Source organism: Acidovorax sp. 107, assembly GCF_003058055.1.
Classification (GTDB): Bacteria; Pseudomonadota; Gammaproteobacteria; order Burkholderiales; family Burkholderiaceae_C; genus Acidovorax.
The window spans coordinates 970,604-983,641 of the sequence record NZ_QBTZ01000001.1; the positions used below are offsets into that span (position 1 = coordinate 970,604).

The 13,038-nt window shown below is 67.4% G+C and carries 14 protein-coding genes; 12 read left to right on the forward strand and 2 right to left on the reverse strand.

Features of this window, described 5'->3' with window-relative positions:
- Positions 1-79: 79 nt before the first annotated feature.
- On the reverse strand, positions 80-1,192 hold the full coding sequence (gene hemH / locus C8C99_RS04605) for a ferrochelatase (RefSeq protein ID WP_108625098.1): 1,113 nt from the start codon (positions 1,190-1,192) through the stop codon (positions 80-82).
- A 202-nt stretch (positions 1,193-1,394) separates the two neighbouring features.
- On the opposite strand from hemH, the gene C8C99_RS04610 reads away from it, so the two are divergent.
- The 12 genes from C8C99_RS04610 (at position 1,395) to C8C99_RS04665 (ending at position 11,821) form a co-directional block, all read left to right on the forward strand.
- Positions 1,395-2,066: an amino acid ABC transporter permease gene (locus tag C8C99_RS04610; protein WP_015014910.1), complete on the forward strand. Its 672-nt coding sequence runs from the start codon at positions 1,395-1,397 to the stop codon at positions 2,064-2,066.
- A gap of 11 nt (positions 2,067-2,077) precedes the next feature.
- Positions 2,078-2,731, forward strand: a complete 654-nt coding sequence (locus C8C99_RS04615; protein ID WP_108625099.1) for an amino acid ABC transporter permease — start codon at positions 2,078-2,080, stop codon at positions 2,729-2,731.
- Positions 2,732-2,796: 65 nt separating this feature from the next.
- Positions 2,797-3,603: a transporter substrate-binding domain-containing protein gene (locus C8C99_RS04620; RefSeq protein ID WP_108625100.1), complete on the forward strand. Its 807-nt coding sequence runs from the start codon at positions 2,797-2,799 to the stop codon at positions 3,601-3,603.
- Positions 3,604-3,630: 27 nt separating this feature from the next.
- Positions 3,631-4,410, forward strand: coding sequence for an amino acid ABC transporter ATP-binding protein (locus C8C99_RS04625; RefSeq protein WP_060984970.1), 780 nt, complete (start codon positions 3,631-3,633; stop codon positions 4,408-4,410).
- Between the two features lie 61 nt (positions 4,411-4,471).
- Positions 4,472-5,218 (forward strand): sugar phosphate isomerase/epimerase, encoded by a 747-nt coding sequence (locus tag C8C99_RS04630; RefSeq protein ID WP_108625101.1) that lies wholly within the window; start codon positions 4,472-4,474, stop codon positions 5,216-5,218.
- The gene (locus C8C99_RS04635) at positions 5,215-6,165 is read left to right on the forward strand and encodes a sugar kinase (RefSeq protein ID WP_108625102.1); all 951 of its coding nucleotides are present in this window, start codon (positions 5,215-5,217) and stop codon (positions 6,163-6,165) included. Before C8C99_RS04630 ends, C8C99_RS04635 begins: the two co-directional genes overlap by 4 nt.
- Positions 6,162-7,187 carry a D-glycerate dehydrogenase gene (locus C8C99_RS04640; RefSeq protein WP_233247158.1) on the forward strand — a complete coding sequence of 342 codons (1,026 nt, stop codon included), beginning with the start codon at positions 6,162-6,164 and terminating at the stop codon, positions 7,185-7,187. The genes C8C99_RS04635 and C8C99_RS04640 overlap by 4 nt, the downstream gene beginning before the upstream one ends.
- Positions 7,184-8,260, forward strand: coding sequence for a LacI family DNA-binding transcriptional regulator (locus tag C8C99_RS04645; protein WP_108625103.1), 1,077 nt, complete (start codon positions 7,184-7,186; stop codon positions 8,258-8,260). The genes C8C99_RS04640 and C8C99_RS04645 overlap by 4 nt, the downstream gene beginning before the upstream one ends.
- Before the next feature lie 100 nt (positions 8,261-8,360).
- Positions 8,361-9,068: an HAD family hydrolase gene (locus C8C99_RS04650; RefSeq protein ID WP_108627042.1), complete on the forward strand. Its 708-nt coding sequence runs from the start codon at positions 8,361-8,363 to the stop codon at positions 9,066-9,068.
- Between the two features lie 110 nt (positions 9,069-9,178).
- Entirely contained in the window at positions 9,179-10,033 is an 855-nt protein-coding gene (locus tag C8C99_RS04655) for a DUF2189 domain-containing protein (protein WP_108625104.1), read from the forward strand.
- Positions 10,030-10,242, forward strand: coding sequence for a DUF2788 domain-containing protein (locus tag C8C99_RS04660; protein WP_108625105.1), 213 nt, complete (start codon positions 10,030-10,032; stop codon positions 10,240-10,242). Before C8C99_RS04655 ends, C8C99_RS04660 begins: the two co-directional genes overlap by 4 nt.
- A 304-nt stretch (positions 10,243-10,546) precedes the next feature.
- A complete protein-coding gene (locus tag C8C99_RS04665) occupies positions 10,547-11,821 on the forward strand; it encodes a FimV family protein (protein ID WP_146186012.1) in 1,275 nt (424 codons plus the stop codon).
- A 145-nt stretch (positions 11,822-11,966) separates the two neighbouring features.
- On the opposite strand, the gene C8C99_RS04670 is transcribed toward C8C99_RS04665, so the two are convergent.
- Positions 11,967-13,016: a tripartite tricarboxylate transporter substrate-binding protein gene (locus tag C8C99_RS04670; protein WP_199226320.1), complete on the reverse strand. Its 1,050-nt coding sequence runs from the start codon at positions 13,014-13,016 to the stop codon at positions 11,967-11,969.
- Positions 13,017-13,038: the final 22 nt, after the last annotated feature.

Below are 13,038 nucleotides of genomic sequence, written 5' to 3' on the forward strand. Positions count from 1 at the left end.
AGATGTGCCAGTGCAATATGCCCTGATTGCTATCAATAGTGTAGTGAATGGGCCGGACCTGGGCACCGGCCCGGCGCCATCAGTGCGCCACCGGGCATACCCCGGCAGGGGCGCCGCCGGCCACTGCGTGGCTGCGTGCATCGGCCAGTGCCGCCGCAGTGGGGGCTTCGGTAGGCCAGCCCGCCAGGTGCTGCTGGGCCACGCGGCTCAGCGCGGTGATCCAGTGGTGGTTGTCGTTCATGCAGGGGATGTAGTGGAACTCCTTGCCACCCGCTTGCAAGAACGCTTCGCGCACTTCCATGTTGATTTCTTCCAGTGTCTCCAGGCAGTCGCTGGTGAAGCCGGGGCACACCACGTCTACGCGCTGCGTGCCGGCCTGGCCCAGTGCCTCGATGGTGGGCTGGGTGTAGGGCTCCAGCCACTTGGCCTTGCCAAAGCGCGACTGGAAGGTGATGCGGTAGCGGTCCTCGCGCAGGCCCAGGCGCTCGGCCAGCAGGCGGCCGGTTTTGCGGGCCTCGCAGTGGTAGGGGTCGCCCAGGTGCAGGGTGCGCTCGGGCACGCCATGAAAGCTCATCACCAGCTGATCGGGCTGGCGGTGGTGCTTCCAGTGCGTTTCGATGGTGCGGGCCAGGGCGTCGATGTAGCCGGGGGCGTCGTGGTAGTGGTTGACGAAGCGCAGCTCGGGCACGTTGCGCGTGCGCGCGGCCCAGGTGTAGACGGCGTCAAACACGCTGGCCGTGGTGGTGGCGGAGTACTGCGGGTACAGGGGCAGGATGAGGATGCGCGTGGCGCCCTCGGCTTTGAGCGCGTCGAGTTGGCTGGCGATGGACGGGTTGCCGTAGCGCATGGCGTGGCGCACCAGCACCGCGTGGCCCGCCTCGCCCAGCCAGCCGCGCAGCAGTGTGGCCTGCTTGGCCGTCCAGTGCGCCAGGGGAGAGCCCTCGGGTGTCCAGATGCTGGCGTATTTGGCGGCCGACTTGGCCGGGCGGGTGCGCAGGATGATGCCGTGCAGGAGGGGCATCCACAGCAGTTTGGGAATCTCCACCACGCGGTGGTCACCCAGAAACTGCGCCAGATACCGGCGCACGGCCGGGGCCGTGGGTTCGTCGGGCGTGCCCAGGTTGCACAGCAGCACGGCAGTGCGGTCGGCCTGGCCGTGGGTGAAAGGAGGTTCGGGGTGGAAGGAGGGCATGCGGCATTTTCACCCACGCACTGAGCCTGTACGGGCTGGGAGCCTTTTTACCGCCTCGCAAACCACCGCCAGCGAGATCAGCGCCGGGCACAGCGTCTTCAGGTGTTTTCAGCCCCTTTTTGGGGTGCATCGGGTATTCCCTGATGTGGCTATGAAACCGGTTTCATAAACTGGCGCCACTTTGGAATAACGACTGTCCACCGTGAATTACCAGTTCCAGTTCGATGCCGTGTTTGCCGCGTGGCCCTTGCTGCTCAAGGGCACCTGGATCACCGTGCAGCTGTCGCTCACCGCCACTTTGCTGGGGCTGGTGGTGGCCATCTTTTGCGCCTGGGGCAAGACCGGCGGGCCGGGCTGGCTGCGGTTTTTGATCAACGCGTACATCGAGGTCATCCGCAACACGCCGTTTCTGGTGCAGCTGTTTTTCTTCTTCTTTGCGCTGCCGTCCATCGGCCTGCGCTGGTCGCCCTACACGGCGGCGCTCACCGCCATGGTGGTGAACCTGGGAGCCTATGCGGCCGAGATCGTGCGGGCGGGCATCGAGTCCATCCCCAAGGGGCAGATCGAGGCGGGCAAGGCGCTCAACCTCAAGCCGTGGGAGATCTTTCGGTTTGTGATCCTCAAGCCAGCGCTCAAGGCCATCTACCCAGCGCTTACCAGCCAGTTCATCCTGCTGATGCTCAGCTCGGCCGTGGTGTCGGTGATCTCGGCGGACGACCTGACCTCGGTGGCGGCCAACCTGCAGTCGCAGACGTTCCGCAGCTTTGAGATCTACATCGTGGTGACGGCCATCTACCTGGCGCTGGCGCTGTCGTTCTCGGCGCTGTTCAAGCTGATCTATCAGCGCGTCCTTAACTACCCCGACCGCCGATAAGGAGACCGACCATGCGTACCTTCGGAATCTCCGAATTCCTTTTCATCGTGCAGGCCGCGCAGTGGACGCTGGCGCTGTCGGCCATTGCCTTCGTCGGCGGTGCGCTGCTGGGCCTGGTGGTGGCGCTGTCGCGCACCTCAGAGAACGCTGCGGCACGCAATGCGGCGCGCGTGTTCATCCAGGTGTTTCAGGGCACGCCGCTGTTGCTGCAGCTGTTCCTCATCTTCTTTGGCGCGCCGGTACTGGGGTTTGACATCAACCCCTGGGTGGCGGCGGGCGTGGCGCTGGTGCTGAACAGCGCGGCCTTTCTGGCCGAGATCTGGCGCGGCTGTATCGAGGCAGTGCCACGCGGCCAGTGGGAGGCCGCGCAGGCCCTGAACCTCAAGTACGTGGCCCGCATGCGGTTTGTGGTGCTGCCCCAGGCTTTCAAGATTGCACTGCCGCCCACGGTGGGCTACATGGTGCAGATCATCAAGGGCACGTCGCTGGCCGCCATCATCGGCTTCACCGAGATCACGCGGGCGGGGCAGATCATCAACAACGCCACCTTTCAGCCGCTGCATGTGTTCACCACCGTGGCCGCGCTGTACTTCGTGATCTGCTGGCCGCTGTCGCTGCTGGCCGCACGCATGGAGCGCAAGCGCGCCCGTGCTCTGGCGCGCTGAGCCACGCGCCGCAACCTTCTTTTCACTTTCTGTTCTCGTTCACACCAACCACCAGGAGACATGCTATGACTTTTTCTTTGCAACGCCGCACCGCTACCGCCGCTTTGGCCGCCTTGGGCCTGGGTGCCGCCCTCACGGCGTTTGCGCCGCTGGCCTCGGCACAGTCCGTGGCTGACATCAAGAAGAAGGGTGAGATCACCATCGGCATGCTGGTGGACTTTCCGCCCTACGGCACCACCAATGCGCAAAACCAGCCCGACGGCTACGACGCCGACGTGGCCAAGCTGCTGGCCAAGGACCTCGGCGTGAAGGCCAACATCGTGCCCGTCACCGGCCCAAACCGCATTCCCTTCCTGCTGACCAACAAGGTCGATGTGCTGGTGGCTTCGCTGGCCATCACGCCTGAGCGTGCCAAGCAGGTGCAGTTCTCGCAGCCCTATGCGGCTGCGACCATCGTGCTGTACGGCAAGACCGGCGCCAACATCAAGAGCGCTGCCGACCTGAAGACTGTGCGCGTGGGCGTGGCCCGCGCCAGCACCCAAGACGTGGCCGTGACCAAGGCCGCGCCTGAGGGCACCGAAATCCGCCGCTTTGACGACGACGCATCGGCCATGCAGGCGCTGATCTCGGGCCAGGTCGATGCGATTGGCTGCTCGGTCACCGTGGCGGCGCAGATTGCCAAGCGCGTGCCCGCCAACACCTTCGAGAACAAGTTCAACCTGCTGCAGCAAGCCATGGGCATTGCCATGCGCCCAGGCCAGGACGAACTGACCAAGGCCGTGAACGACTTTGTGGCACGCAACACCGCGAATGGCGAGCTGAACAAGCTGTACCAGAAGTGGCTGGGCGCCGACCTGCCCAAGCTGCAGTAAGCCTGCCTGAACGATAAGGAGCCATTGATGAGCGACGCAGTCACGACCGCCCCCGGCACCCCGCCGATCATCCGCATGGAGGGTGTCAACAAGTGGTACGACAGCTTCCAGGTGCTCACCGACATCAACCTGTCGGTGCGGCCCGGCGAGCGCATCGTGATCTGCGGGCCATCGGGCTCGGGCAAGTCCACGCTGATTCGCTGCATCAACCGGCTGGAGACGGTGCAAAAGGGCCGCATCGAGGTCGATGGCATCGACCTGACCGCTGGCGGCAAGAACGTGGACGCCGTGCGCGCCGAAGTGGGCATGGTGTTCCAGCAGTTCAACCTGTTTCCGCACCTGACCATTCTGGAAAACTGCACGCTGGCCCCCATGCGATCGCGCGGCATGAGCAAGGCCCAGGCCGAAGAAGTCGCCATGAAGTACCTGACCCGCGTGCGCATCCCCGAGCAGGCGCACAAGCACCCCAGCCAGCTGTCGGGCGGGCAGCAGCAGCGCGTGGCCATTGCGCGGGCGCTGTGCATGGCGCCCAAGGTGATGCTGTTCGACGAGCCCACCTCGGCGCTGGACCCAGAGATGGTCAAGGAAGTGCTGGACACCATGATCAGTCTGGCCGAAGACGGCATGACCATGCTGTGCGTGACGCACGAAATGGGCTTTGCGCGCAGCGTGGCTGACCGCGTGATTTTCATGGCCGACGGCAAGATCCTGGAGCAGGCGCCGCCGCAGCAGTTCTTTGGCCAGCCGCAGCACGACAAGACGCGGCAGTTCCTGGGCCAGATCCTGACTTCCCACCACGCACATTGAGACCTGGCAGGTCGTGCGGTTGATGGCCTCTGCCCCGGTGGGCGGAGCCTGAAAGAAACACATGAAGGTATTGATTTCCCTGTCCTCCTTCGGCGCGGCCGAAACCGGTCGCCACGGCCAGCTGTGGTGCACCGACCTGGCCCAGCAAGCGGGCGCGGACGGTGTGGAGGTGCGTGGCGAACTGCTGCGCGATGCAGCCACCGAGCTGCCCGCGCTGGCGGGTCGGGCGGCGGTGTATTCCAGCCCCGAAGGCCTGTGGACCGTGCAGGGCGAGCTGGATGAAGCAGCCCTGGCGCGCGGCGTGCAGGCTGCCCAGGTGCTGCGCGCGCCGCGACTGAAGATGTCGATTGGTGGCTTTAGCCCTTCGTCGCATGCCTCGCTGCAACGCCTCAAGGCCCTGCTGCAGGCCGCCCCGCAGGTGGAGCTGGTGATCGAAAACGACCAGACCACCACCGCAGGCACGCTGGCCGCCATGCAGGCGTTTTTTGCGGCCCAGGCACAGGCCGGGCTTGATTTGGGCATGACCTTTGACATGGGCAACTGGCACTGGCAGGGCGAATGCCCGCTGCAGGCCGCGCAGGCTCTCGCCCCGTTTGTGCGCTATGTGCACTGCAAGGGCGTGCAGCGCCTGCCCGCCAAGTGGGTGGCGGTGCCACTGGCCGATTCGGTAGCGCCATGGCGCGCCGTGCTGCGCGCCTTGCCTGCCGATGTGCCGCATGCCATCGAATACCCGCTGGTGGGCGACGACCTGGTGGCCATCACGCGCGAGCAGGTGGCGTTCATTCGCGCTGCCCGGGAGGCTGCATGACCGCCCCGGCTTTTGACGTTGCACTGTTTGGCGAGGCCATGCTGCTGCTGGTGGCCAACGAGCCCGGCCCGCTGGAGAACGCCACTGGCTTTCACAAGCGCACGGCCGGGGCCGAGACCAATGTGGCCATCGGTCTGGCGCGCCTGGGCCTGAAGGTAGGCTGGGCCAGCCGCCTGGGCACCGATTCGATGGGCCGCGCGCTGCTGGCCGCCATGCAGGGCGAAGGCGTCGATTGCTCGCACGTGGTGTGCGATGCCACGCAGCGCACGGGCTTCCAGTTCAAAGAGCGCGTGATGGATGGCCGCGACCCGCAGGTGGAATACCACCGCAAGGGCTCCGCCGCCAGCCAGATGGGGCCCGCCGACGTGGACGAGCCCTGGCTGCAGTCCGCACGCCACCTGCATGCCACGGGCGTGTTTGCCGCCATCTCCGACACCAGCCTGCAGGCCGCCATCCGCACGCTGGAGGTGATGCGCGCCGCAGGCCGCACCATCTCGTTCGACCCCAACCTGCGCCCCACGCTGTGGTCGTCGCCCGAGACCATGCGCCACTGGATCAACACCCTGGCGACCTATGCCGACTGGGTGCTGCCGGGCATGGAAGAGGGCGTGTTTTTGACCGGCGAAACCACCCCTGAGGGTGTGGCGCGCTTTTACCGTGAGCGAGGCGCCAAGCTGGTGGTCGTCAAGCTTGGCCCCGAGGGCGCTTACTACGACAGCGATGTGGCCGGCACCGGCCGCGTGCCTGGCGTGCCCGTGGCCCAGGTGGTGGACACCGTGGGCGCGGGCGACGGCTTTGCCGTGGGCGTGATCAGCGCGCTGCTGGAAGGCCTGCCCGTGCCCGCTGCCGTGCGCCGTGGCGCCTGGATTGGTGCGCGCGCCGTGCAGGTGCTGGGCGACACCGAGGGGCTGCCCACCCGCGCACAACTGCAGGAGGCGGGCCTGTGAGCCTGACGCTACCTTCCACAGACAGCATCACAAGCCCAGCGCGCAAGCAGGTGCTGGTGTTTCGCGAGCTGCCGCCCGACCAGCTGGCGCGTCTGACCGCCGTGCACGACGTGACGGTGGCCGACCCGCGCAAGCCTGATGAACGTGCGCGGTTTGATGCCGCGCTGGCGCAGGCGCACGGGCTCATTGGCTCCAGCTTTCCCATCGATGCCGCCGTGCTGGCGCGTGCGCCTCGGCTGCAGGTGGTGTCCAGCATTTCAGTGGGCGTGGACAACTACGCGCTGGACGTGTTGCAGGCGCGCGGCATCGTGCTGTGCCACACCCCGGGCGTGCTGGACGAAACCGTGGCCGACACGGTTTTCGCCCTGCTCCTGGCCACGAGCCGGAGGCTGGTGGAGTTGTCGCAGCTGGTGCGCGAGGGCCGGTGGATCAAGAATATTGGAGAAGACCTGTTTGGCGGCGATGTGCATGGCAAGACGCTGGGCCTGCTCGGATTTGGCCGTATTGGTCAGGCCGTGGCGCGCCGCGCCGCACTGGGGTTTGGCATGCCGGTGATGTACCACGCCCGCCGCCCGGTGGACCTCGCCACCCAGGCTCCTGAATTGCAGGGCAAGGCCATCCACACGCCGCTGCCCGCGTTGCTGGCGCAATCAGACTTTGTGGTGGCCATGCTGCCGTTGTCCGACAGCACGCGGGGCATGGTCAACGCCGAACTGTTTGCGGCCATGAAGCCCGGCGCCATCTTCATCAACGGCGGCCGGGGCGCCACCGTGGTGGAACAAGACCTGCTGCACGCGCTGGACCATGGCCCGCTGTGCGCTGCGGGGCTCGATGTATTTGCCATCGAGCCGCTGCCGCTGGCGTCGCCCCTGCGCACCCACCCGCGCGTGACGCCGCTGCCGCACATCGGCTCGGCCACGCACGACACGCGCCATGCCATGGCCGCGCTGGCCGCCACCAACCTGCTGCAGGCCCTGGCGGGCGAACAGCCCGCCGCCGTGTACAACCCCGTACCCGCATGAGCCCGCCGACACCCGCACCCTCCGCCACGCCCCGCGCCCGCCCCACCATCGCCGATGTGGCGGCCGAGGCCGGGGTGTCCAAGGCCACGGTGTCGCGCTACTTCAACCACCGTGAACGCCTGCTCAGCCCCGACATTGCGGCACGGGTCGAGGCGGCCATCGCCAAGCTGGCCTATGTGCCCAGCCCCATGGCCCAGGCGCTGAGCCATGGCCGCTCGCGGCTCATTGGCCTGGTGGTGGCCGACATCACCAACCCCTATTCGGTGGCCGTGTTGCGGGGCGCCGAGAAAGCCTGCCAGGACGCGGGCTACCTGGTCATGCTGTTCAACCTGGGCAACGACCGCGAGCGCGAGCGCGCGGCCATCGATGCTCTGGCCAGCTACCAGGTGGACGGTTTCATCCTCAACACGCTAGGGCAGGGTGAAGGACAGGCGGATGTGAACACCTTGCACGGCAAGCCCGCCGTGCTGGTGGACCGGCGCCACGCCGGGCTGGCGGCAGACTTCGTTTCGCTGGACAACCATGGGGCCATGCGTGAAGCCTGTGCCCACCTGCAGCAGCAAGGCTGGCAGCGCCTGCTCTACATCACCCAACCCTTGCTGGGCGTGAGTTCCCGCGTCGAGCGCACGGAGGCCTTCCGTGCGCTGGTGTCCTCCAAGCGCTCGGCAGTGCGCGGCACGGTGCTGGAGCTGGCCGCGGAGCAGGGCGACGAGGTGCTGGACCAGGCACTCACCGATCTGCTGCGACAGGCCCGGCCCAGTGAGCGCTGCGCGGTGGTGGCGGGCAACTCGGTGGTCACGCTGCGGGTGGCTGCGGCCGTCTCGCGCATGGGGTGGACGTTTGGACAACAGCTGGGCTTTGTGGGCTTTGACGACCCTGAATGGGCGTCGCTGATCCGGCCTGGCCTGAGCGCGGTGGCCCAGCCCACCGATGCCATCGGGCAACGTGCGGCGCAGTGCCTGCTGGAGCGTATCAACGGTCTGGAAGGTCCTGCACGCGAGAGCCTGCTGCCCGGGCTGCTGGTGGTGCGCGGATCTTCGTTGGGGCCTGCGGGCGCGCCAGACCCGGGTTGAATGCGCTGCATTCCGCAAAGGCCTGCGGTATGCTTTGCGGCCCTCGTCCTGGTGCATCGCCGGGGCCTCTTTTTTCGCCTCCATCCTTCAGGTGCGCCCTGTGCCAAATCCCTCTCTGGACACCTCCCGCATCCGCGCCATCTCCATCGACCTGGACGACACGCTCTGGCCCATCTGGCCCACCATCACGCGGGCCGAAAGTGTGCTGCTGGACTGGCTGACCCACCACGCGCCCGCCACGGCGGCATTGTTCTCGGACACCGAGGCGCTGCGCGCCATCCGCAACCAGATGGCGAGCCTGCGCCCCGACCTGAAGGGCGACCTGAGCGCGCTGCGGCGCGAGTCCATCCGGCTGGCGCTGACGCAGGCCGGTGACGAGCCCGTCCTGGCCGAACCGGCGTTTGACCTGTTCTTTGCCGAGCGCCAGCGGGTGGAGCTGTTTGACGACGCGCACGACACGCTGGCCTTTTTGTCGGCGCGCTACCCGGTGGTGGCTGTGTCCAATGGCAATGCCGATGTGCACCGCATCGGCATCGGCCACTACTTTCGCCACAGCATCAGCGCCTCGGACTTTGGCATCGCCAAGCCCGATGTGCGCATCTTCCACGCTGCTGCCAGCGCGGCCGACGTGCAGCCCCACGAGGTGCTGCACGTGGGCGACGACGCCACGCTGGATGCCCAAGGCGCGCTGAACGCGGGCATGCAGGCGGTGTGGATCAATAGCGCCAACCACCCCTGGCCCCACGGCGGTGTGCAGCCCCATGCCACCGTGGGCAGCCTTACCGCGCTGTGCCAGCTGCTGTCCTGACCGGCGGCATCGGCCTGGTTTCTTGCCTCAGGTCAAGGTTTTGGCGCGCGGCGGTTGATGCCGCTGTCCGATGAAGTCACACTCACGCGTCGCCGAGCGACCCCCACACCATGCCCCGTAATCCCCCAGTTTTGCCTTCCATCCGCAGCATCGGCCTGATGCAGCCCATGACCTGGCTGGTGCTGGCCTGGCGCGACATGGCGCGGGCCGGCTGGATCAGTTTTGCCCATGGCCTGGCGCTCACGCTGTTCGGGGCTGCCATCTTGGCCGTGGGGCACCATCGCTTTTGGCTGCTGGCGGGCGCGCTGTCGGGTTTTCTGGTGGTGGCGCCGGTGCTGGCCACCAGCCTGTATGCACTGAGCCGCGCACTGGAGCGTGGCGAGGCCGTCAACCTGGGCGTGGTGCTCAAGACCTGGCTGAACTGGCAGAACAGCCATGTGAACAAATGGGGCAGCGACTACTGGTGCATGTTGCAGTTTGGCGCTCTGCTGGCGCTGGCCGCCTCGGGCTGGGTCATGACCTCGGCGGCGCTCATCACGCTGCTGGCGCCCGTGCCCATCGAGACGCCGCTCGACTTTCTGCGCCATGTGGTCATGGCGCGTGACGGCTGGTTGTTTGAAATCTGGCTGGCGCTGGGCAGCCTGATGGCCGCGCCCATTTTTGCGTCCAGCGTGGTGGCCATGCCGCTGCTGCTGGACCGCCGCGCCACCTTGCTGCAAGCGGTATTGACGGGTTGGCAGGCGGTCATCACCAACCCGCTGCCGATGGCGTTCTGGGCGGCGATCATCCTGGGCTTTACCTTGCTGGGCCTGGGCTCGCTGCTGCTGGGCCTGATCGCCGTGATGCCCATGCTGGGCCATGCCAGCTGGCATGCATACCGTGATCTGGTGGACGCGTCCAGTCTGCCCGAGCGCGGCTTGGTGGCACCTGCGGCCCCTTTGCGGACGCCTGGAGGGGCATCGTGATTTTTGGCTTTACCGAGGCGCAGATCTCGGGCTTCTTCCTCACCTACGGGGTGGGTGCATTCATTGCCTACATGCTGTTCATCATCGGGCAGCTGGCGTGGGAGTCCAAAGCCGGGCGGTTTGGCACCTTTGTGCTGTTCCTGGGGCTGGGCGTGGGGCTTCTGGGGTTCCTGGCCAAGGTGGTGATTCAGTGGTGGCTGGAGCGGTGACCGCGCAACGGTGATGGGCCCCGCCGCGATGCGTCGGGGGCGAGGGCCGACCCGGCGCACTGATCTTGCAACCCCCGTACTCAATCATCACGCTCGCCCTGTTCTGGCCGCGTGATCAAGGGGTATTGATCGGGCGTAGCAATCAGCCAGAGCATCTGCTGCCGGTGTGCTCGGCCTATGGTTACGTCGGCCCCTCCGCAGGGTGTGGCAAATCCCCCTCGCCCTGGTCGTTCTACTCATTCATTGCTTTCCGTTGTGTTTTGTTTCATGTAGAAACTAATTGCAACGATAGGAGATGATTGTGATGATTCGTAACTCGTTGATTCTCGTCATCATGGGCTTGGTGGCCGAGGCGTCTCAGGCCTTGTCCCTGGGAGCGCCTCAGGGCAAGGTATGGCTGGGGCAGCCCATCGACCTGAGCTTTGAAGTCCAGGTGGACCCCGGAATGGCGGTGGACGACCTGTGCCCGCAAGTGCGGCTGGTGTCGGGCGATATGGCGGTGCCGGCAGGACGTGTGCAGGTGAGCGTGCGGCCGGGCGAACAGGAGCGCAACCCCGTGCTGCGGGTGCAGTCCTCCCATTTGGCAGACGAACCCGTGCTGACCGCTCAGGTGTCGGTCCAATGCGCTGGGCGGGTGACGCGCGAATACACCTTGTTGGCCGACCTGCCCGCCACGGTGGCGGCCGGGGCCCGGCCCGTAGCGATTCCCTGGAATGTGCCGGTTGCAGAGCTACCCCCAGCGCGGGCGGGGGCCGCCAGCGCTGGCGAATCAGTGGCAGCCCCCGAGGCGGGCCCCCCGCGGCAGCGCAAGGCTTCGGTCAGTGCGCGTGCTGTGCGCAAGGTCACCACGCGACTCGCCGTGAAGCCCGCTTCAACGCCCGTTGCAAGCGGCCCCTCCAGCGAGGCTGCGGCTGTCAGCGCTGCCTCACCGGGGCCGACTGAGGCATCGCGCGCCGCGCCCGCGGCGAAGACCGAGGCTCCGGCGGGCCCCGCCGCAAGCGCTGCGCCAGCGCCCGTGGCGCCCGCAGCAGTACCCGCCGCCCCCGGCCCGGCCAAGCCCCGGCTGGTGATGGAGCCGCTGGCGGCGCTGGTCACACCGCCAGCGTCTGGCGAAGCGGCGCCGTCCGAGGGTGCAGGCTCCCCGCAGGCAACGTCTTCGGCCCCTGAGGGCAATGCGCCGGACGGTGCAGGGTCCAACGCCGCGCGTATGCAGGCTCTGCAGGTGGAAGTCGACCGCATGCGTGCTCAGGCCGAGCAAGACCGCCATGCCACGCTGGCACTGCTGGCGCGCATGGAGCAGTTGAATGCAGGGCATTTCCCGGCGTCGCTGGTGTATGGCCTGCTGGTGCTGCTGGCCTTGACGGTGGGCGTAGCAGGCTGGGTGGTGATGCGCATGCGGCGCGCCATGGATGCCTCGAACGAAGAATGGCGCAACACGTTGACGGCCTATGCGGCGCAGTCGTCCTTGTCCGCAGCCGGGGAGGGCGAGCCCGAACACCGCGCCGCGGCATCGCCGTCTGCCGACGACCGGTCCACCGGCTTGACCGGTTTGCAAGGCACCGGCGCCCTGCCGGCGTAGAGGCGACTGGCGTCGCGCCCCGATCACTTGCAAGCGTGTGGGCCTAGCCCCTGGAATCCCCGCTAGGCAAGGCATCTGCGGGGGCGTCAGCTTGTGGGGTCCAGAGCCTGTGCAAGGGCGCAACCGGGCCGTGGCGATGCGGTACTCAGCGCGGCCACGACCGCAGCCCCAGCTCCTGCGCCAGGCGGCGGTAGTCGGCCAGGCTGCGCTGCACATAGTCGGCCAGCGCAGCGCCACTTAGCGCAAAAGGGTACAGGCCATGGCGGGCGCACAGGGCCGCGTAGCCCGGCGCCGCCTGGGCTTCCTGCAGAGCGGTCGTCCAGGCGTGGGCGTCGACATCAGACACGCTGGCGGCCATGTAGAGGCCGCGAACGGTGGTCCACAGCAGCTCGATGCCCTGCTCGCGGGCCGTGGGCAGGGCGGCCAAGGCACCGGGCAGCCGTGCGGGGGCCAGCACCGCCAGGATGCGCACCGGCAGGCCTTCGGCAGCGGCCCGGGTGGCTTCGGCGGCGTCGCCGGTGAAGATGTCGATGTGCCGGCCGCCCAGCGCCTTGAGCGCTTCACCGCCGCCTTCAAACGACACAAAGCGCATGCGCTTGTGGTCTTGCCCCGTCGCGCGCACCAGCAGCGCAGCCTTGACCCAGTCCTGGCTGCCCAGCGTGCCGCCGGCGCCAAACACCACGCGGCCCGAATCTTTTTGCAACGCGGCGACCACATCCTGCAGGCGCTGGTAGGGGGCGTCGCGGTGCACGGCCACCACGCCATAGTCATTGCCCAGCGTCGCAATCCAGCGCACGGCGCTCACCGGGTGGGGGCCGAAGCGACCCTGCGCCAGGTTGAGCAGCGAGCCGCTGGAGAACGCCACCAGCGTGCCGGGCCCTCCCAGGCGGCCCGTGGCCACCTGGTCAAACGCCACTGCGCCAATGCCGCCGGGCAGGTAGCGGGTGCGCAGCGGCGTGCGGCCGGGGCGCACGGCTTGCAGCGCCTGCGAGGCCAGGCCACAGGTCAGGTCAAATCCGCCGCCGGGGCGTGAGGGCGCAATGCACTCTGCCGGTTCACGGGATGCGTCGGCCGCTGCTGATAAGGGAGCCAGGCCCGCGCCAGCGCTGGCGGCGGCTGCGAGCGTCTGCAGCAGCTGGCGGCGGCTGCAAGGCGCGGTCAGCAGGCGGTCCGTGGCGGGCAAGGGCTGCGGCATGGGGTGTGGAAACTTCGGTGGT

What these genes read in the sequence shown, in the direction of transcription:
- hemH (WP_108625098.1), bottom strand. Translation starts at nt 1,192, where the DNA reads ATGCCCTCCTTCCACCCCGAACCTCCTTTCACCCACGGCCAGGCCGAC.
- C8C99_RS04615 (WP_108625099.1), top strand. Translation starts at nt 2,078, where the DNA reads ATGCGTACCTTCGGAATCTCCGAATTCCTTTTCATCGTGCAGGCCGCG.
- C8C99_RS04620 (WP_108625100.1), top strand. Translation starts at nt 2,797, where the DNA reads ATGACTTTTTCTTTGCAACGCCGCACCGCTACCGCCGCTTTGGCCGCC.
- C8C99_RS04625 (WP_060984970.1), top strand. Translation starts at nt 3,631, where the DNA reads ATGAGCGACGCAGTCACGACCGCCCCCGGCACCCCGCCGATCATCCGC.
- C8C99_RS04630 (WP_108625101.1), top strand. Translation starts at nt 4,472, where the DNA reads ATGAAGGTATTGATTTCCCTGTCCTCCTTCGGCGCGGCCGAAACCGGT.
- C8C99_RS04635 (WP_108625102.1), top strand. Translation starts at nt 5,215, where the DNA reads ATGACCGCCCCGGCTTTTGACGTTGCACTGTTTGGCGAGGCCATGCTG.
- C8C99_RS04645 (WP_108625103.1), top strand. Translation starts at nt 7,184, where the DNA reads ATGAGCCCGCCGACACCCGCACCCTCCGCCACGCCCCGCGCCCGCCCC.
- C8C99_RS04655 (WP_108625104.1), top strand. Translation starts at nt 9,179, where the DNA reads ATGCCCCGTAATCCCCCAGTTTTGCCTTCCATCCGCAGCATCGGCCTG.
- C8C99_RS04665 (WP_146186012.1), top strand. Translation starts at nt 10,547, where the DNA reads ATGATTCGTAACTCGTTGATTCTCGTCATCATGGGCTTGGTGGCCGAG.
- C8C99_RS04670 (WP_199226320.1), bottom strand. Translation starts at nt 13,016, where the DNA reads ATGCCGCAGCCCTTGCCCGCCACGGACCGCCTGCTGACCGCGCCTTGC.